The following is a 4,723-nucleotide window of genomic DNA, read 5'->3' as shown; positions in this document are numbered from 1 at the left end:
ATGGCGTTATTGTCTGAGATCTGTCCGGAGTTTAAGATTGAGCGGTACAGTTACTCGAACAGTACGACCTGGTTAGTGACAGCCCCTCAGGTTTAAATTTATTTTTCCTCCTCGTTTTATTGCTCTGGTTTTTGTTTCTTTTATCGGGCGATCTGATTGAACCTGCACCTAGGAATATTTACTGCATATGGTGACTGTTCAGGCTTTTAAGAGGATCCGATAGTAGGTAATTAGTAAAAGGTGAGACCTGATAGAAATCTTCCGGAGTATGCAGGTATACTTTTGAGAACGAATCACTATTTGATACAGATACGGAGTTAGATAAGTGACAGATTATGAGGAGATTAGAGAGCGTTGATTCAAGCAGGCAGTCAATGATCTCTACATTGCTGAGGAACTGCTCATGATGATTCCGATCTTGATGTGATTGTGGTTTCAGAGAAGTTCAGAGATGTTCCTCAGCATGAATGATTTCCCTTTGTTAGAAAAAGAATCAGAACACCGTATTCGATAGATTATCTCTGTTACACATCGGAAGAATTTAAACGAATGAAGACAAGATCAAGTATTCCGGAAAATGCATTAACAGAACAACATCAAACAGAACTTGGAATTTAAGGTATCAGAGGCGTTTGCATGAAAACTCAAATAAATTAATTAAATCAATATTTTTATTCACGAATTTTGTGGTTAAACTATATATCTATTCTTCCATTAAATATGAGCTGGAAAATCTATATCACTCTTTGAGATTGATGTCGAATAGCCAGGTAGGGTAATCTAACCTTGCGATTCGACAACTTTTATCTGCGTATAAGGAAAAAAACATAGCATGATTACCGAAATCACAGTTTCAGCGGTATATAATGGTAAAGTTCTTGTGCCGGATCAACCGGTGAATCTTCAGGTTGGAAAAAAATATCATCTAATTATTGAGGATATTCCTCCTGACGAACCTCAAAAGGCATGTACGTGTGATACTACCCACATTTGTGAGACCATGTATTTGAGTGAACGAGTTCTTGCACGTGACTGGCTCACATCTGAAGAGGATGAAGCATGGGAGTATTTGTAAAAGGAGATATTATCGTTATACCATTTCCTTTCTCTGATTTAAGTTCTGTAAAAAGACGCCCTGCATTGGTGATTGCACCTGTAACCGGGGATGATTTGATCCTATGCCAGATTACCTCAAAATATCACTCAGATCCATATAGTATCTCCCTCCATCCGTCAGATCTAATATCCGGAACCTTAAAAGAGATGAGTTATATCAGACCTGATAAACTGTTTACTGCTAATGCTTATAAACTGTTTACTGCTAATGCTTATAAACTGTTTACTGCTAATGCTTCAATGATCCAGTACACCTTCGGACATGTAGGAGATACTGTCATACAAGCCGTGGTCAATACCATAATTTCAATCATTCAGCAGGAATGATTCTGGCAGATCTCTTCTCATTCTTTTACTCAGTCTTTTCCCTTATCTTCCATTCTTTTCTTGTAAAATTCTCGCTGATGTATCCACAATCCAGGATACTCACGACAAGCCTCATGCGTATTTGCCTGAAGAACACATTCGAATCACTTCCTTCTAGGCTCCAGACGAATACTTTGACTCTTCCCAATTTCCGGTAAACACAGATCCCGTCCTCCCTGCATTGGAATGGATGCTCCTCGGCGAAATTGCGCGGAGATCACCTTGGATCATATATGCCCCACTCGTGCATTCCCAGAAGGGTGGTATACAGGCAGCCGGTCATATGGGCATGACTTTTCTGGTGAGCTCAGGGGAGACAACTTGTTGGTGAGGTTCATTCCTGCTCGGGTTCTCTGTACACCCGTTCCTGCTCACATCCCCTTTTTTGGGATGAGAAAACGGGATTCAGGGTTATGGTGATTCCCTGAAAATAACAAGGTAAATCAATCGTTGGACCCTTCTCCCCTCCGCAAACATAATTATTAATAACATATGAGTCGTCTTTTCTCATGATCAGCTTCTCGAAAGTTTGGCGAATACCCGATCCGGGCAGTCAGATGTATGCTGGTACAATCTCCCGTTGTCGGTCAGATTGCCGGGTGAAAGGGGCATGATCACACTCCTCTCATGTCTGAATAGATTATGAGAGGAAAGAGACACGGTGTCTGATATCTTATGGAAGGAAAGCGACTGTACGTCGGCAACCTGACGTACTCTGTGAAAGAAGACCAGCTGAAGGATCTCTTCTCTCAGTATGGTGACGTTGTCAGTGTAAAAATTATCGAGCAGAAAGGGTTCGGATTTGTCGAGATGGGTACCAGCGAAGAAGCCCAGGCGGCGATGGACGCTCTGAACCAGACCGTATTTGAGGGGCGGACCATGCGTATTGATGAAGCACGGCCCATGCAGCCAAGACGGGAGTTCGACCGTGGATCCGGCGGCGGGGGATATAACCGTGGCAGGGGATATGGCGGAGGCCGTAACTACTCATAATATCTCTTTTTCTCAATCATTGAACCGTTACGACCTTTTTATGCGGTCTCCCGAATGTAACTGATACTCCCTGACCTCCCCTGACCGCCTGATAGGAAAGCTCATAGGTTCCGGGTGATGTTGGTGCCTTGAGCTCAAAATTAAACGTATAAAACTGCTTTGAATTAATCCCGGAAGGAACCGGAAGCCATTCAGGGCCCCAGCTCGCAGCATCACCCACAGCCCTGATACCAACTCCATGCATATCAAGCCAGTTATCAGATCCATCATTAAGGAGGGTGATAGTTACCGGGTATGACATACCTGCTTTCATCTCTGTCGGGATGGAATCCCCGGTGATGATGGCATGAATCCCGGTGATGATGGTAAATGGCGTTGAGACCGGAACCGGTGTCATCACCGGTTGTATTGGTTCAGGTTCAGGTATCTCAACCGGGATAAAACCGCTCCCGGCCGGGATTAAGGGGTATTGATCGATGAGACCTGATTCGATGTAGGGCATATCACCGATTCCGTCATGGTCCGCGTCTGTGATCATGTGGGATGAATAGACCGGGACCCCCCCCTGTGCCCAGAGGTTCCCCCCCGTTTTCTGACCCTTGATAATATTGGTCTGGTTTGTTGGCGTCTGATAAAGTACTGCCCCATCGCTTGCGGTATTTCTGATGTTCACATAGTTATCAAGGATATTATTCCAGATCTGGATATCTTTTGCATGGTCCAGGAGAATGCCGGGGCCCTGGTTTCCTTCAATCCGGCACCCGGTAATAACTCCCCCATTGGTCATCTCCAGATGAATGCCTGCATGGGTGTTCTCGGAAACCACAAGGTCCCTGATATCCGGAGCACCGCCTGAAATAGAGATCCCTTTTTCATTCCCCGTTATCACTGACTGCCAGATTGCCGGTGTTTTCAAACCCTTTGATGCGATACCAATTCGTGAACCGGTGATCGTAACCCCGCTGCATTTTATGTCCCGATCAGAGGTTATGGCATCAGACACTGCAGGCTCTTTCGAGCGATCACTCCCCCAGGGAAACTCAGACGAGTCTGCCCCTTCAAGATAAATACCGGTCACCTCATCATGGATAGTCAGGTTCACAATCCGGACGCCGGTGATTGGTTTTCCCTGTGAATCAACGAGGGTCACCCAGATCCCCACCGACGGATCACCGGTTTCTGCAGGACTGATATGATACCCCTGCCCGTCAAGGATGACTGATGAGGAGGTGATGATAATACCGACCGGGTAGGTATGGGTGACATTATTCTCAAGCGTATATCGTCCTGGCTCCTGGATGAGAACATAATCCCCGGTGTATGGCCCTGATTCTGGGGGAAATGGAATAGAAGTTCCAAACACCGGAGATGAGAAAAGCAGGGTGATGCAAACCGCTGCGAAAAATATTGATCGGATCATATACTTCCCTGTGTGGGTGTCTTCTGAAAGATGGGTATTGTCAGGGCTTATGGCTTTTCGATCTGGAGGTCTTCCGGGTACTCATCAATAACCCTGATTCCCTCCTGGACAAGGATGACATCAATGTAGGTTCCTTCGGGCCGTGCATGATGTTTCATGACCCGGATCCTCCTGGTATTGTCCCTCCGTTCAATCTGGAGGATGATTTTACTCAGGTGATAAAGGCCCGTCCCTCCCAGGGGAGCAAAATCGCCCTTACTGATATCCATGTAGACCTGGTTTGAGATGAGGACTGGAATGTCATACCGTTTTGCATACCCAAGGAGCATCGTGATCTGGCGGTTAAACTTCTGAAGCGCCTCCTGGATATGTTCTAGTTCAGTCCGGTACAGGCCGGTGGCAGAATCAAGGATGATAATTCCCGCCTTCTGCTCCCGTATCACATCCTCGGATTCAAGGATCATCAGAGCCTGCTGGTTAAAATCCACTGGTTCATAAAGGAACAGCCGGTCAGCAAGAGACGCTGCCTCATCACCTGCAATCTGGCTGAACCGTTCGGCAGAGAAACTCTCGGTATCGAAATAGACAACCGATTCACCCTGCTTTAAGACTGAGACTGCCGCCATGAGGCATAAGGAAGATTTTCCTGAGCCTGGCTCACCAAAGATCTGGGTGATCATCTTACGAGGGTATCCGGTCCCCATCAGGTCATCAAGTGCCGCATTTCCTGATGATACGCCGGTTAATCTCACCGTCTCTCACCTGCTCTGATGAATTTTTTCCCCGCTTCAGTCACGTTATGGAGAACAGCCCTCACCGGAATATTGT

General features: G+C 46.1%; 5 protein-coding genes. 3 read left to right on the top strand and 2 right to left on the bottom strand.

Features of this window, described 5'->3' with window-relative positions; genetic code table 11:
• Nucleotides 1-832 precede the first annotated feature (832 nt).
• From LDL35_RS14555 to LDL35_RS14545, 3 genes are all read left to right on the top strand, one after another.
• Nucleotides 833-1,075, top strand: a complete 243-nt coding sequence (locus LDL35_RS14555) for a hypothetical protein (protein WP_304023741.1) — start codon at nt 833-835, stop codon at nt 1,073-1,075.
• Nucleotides 1,060-1,443: a type II toxin-antitoxin system PemK/MazF family toxin gene (locus LDL35_RS14550; RefSeq protein ID WP_304023740.1), complete on the top strand. Its 384-nt coding sequence runs from the start codon at nt 1,060-1,062 to the stop codon at nt 1,441-1,443. The genes LDL35_RS14555 and LDL35_RS14550 overlap by 16 nt, the downstream gene beginning before the upstream one ends.
• A 714-nt stretch (nt 1,444-2,157) precedes the next feature.
• Nucleotides 2,158-2,475, top strand: coding sequence for an RNA recognition motif-containing protein (locus LDL35_RS14545; protein ID WP_011449414.1), 318 nt, complete (start codon nt 2,158-2,160; stop codon nt 2,473-2,475).
• A gap of 16 nt (nt 2,476-2,491) precedes the next feature.
• Here the strand turns inward: LDL35_RS14545 and LDL35_RS14540 are convergent, their stop codons facing one another.
• Entirely contained in the window at nt 2,492-3,895 is a 1,404-nt protein-coding gene (locus LDL35_RS14540; RefSeq protein ID WP_304023738.1) for a NosD domain-containing protein, read from the bottom strand.
• 47 nt (nt 3,896-3,942) lie between these two features.
• A complete protein-coding gene (gene radB, locus LDL35_RS14535; protein ID WP_304023737.1) occupies nt 3,943-4,647 on the bottom strand; it encodes a DNA repair and recombination protein RadB in 705 nt (234 codons plus the stop codon).
• Nucleotides 4,648-4,723 lie beyond the last annotated feature (76 nt).

It is taken from the genome of Methanospirillum hungatei, assembly GCF_020216685.1.
GTDB lineage: Archaea > Halobacteriota > Methanomicrobia > Methanomicrobiales > Methanospirillaceae > Methanospirillum > Methanospirillum hungatei_B.
This window is presented reverse-complemented; position numbering and strand designations above follow the sequence as displayed.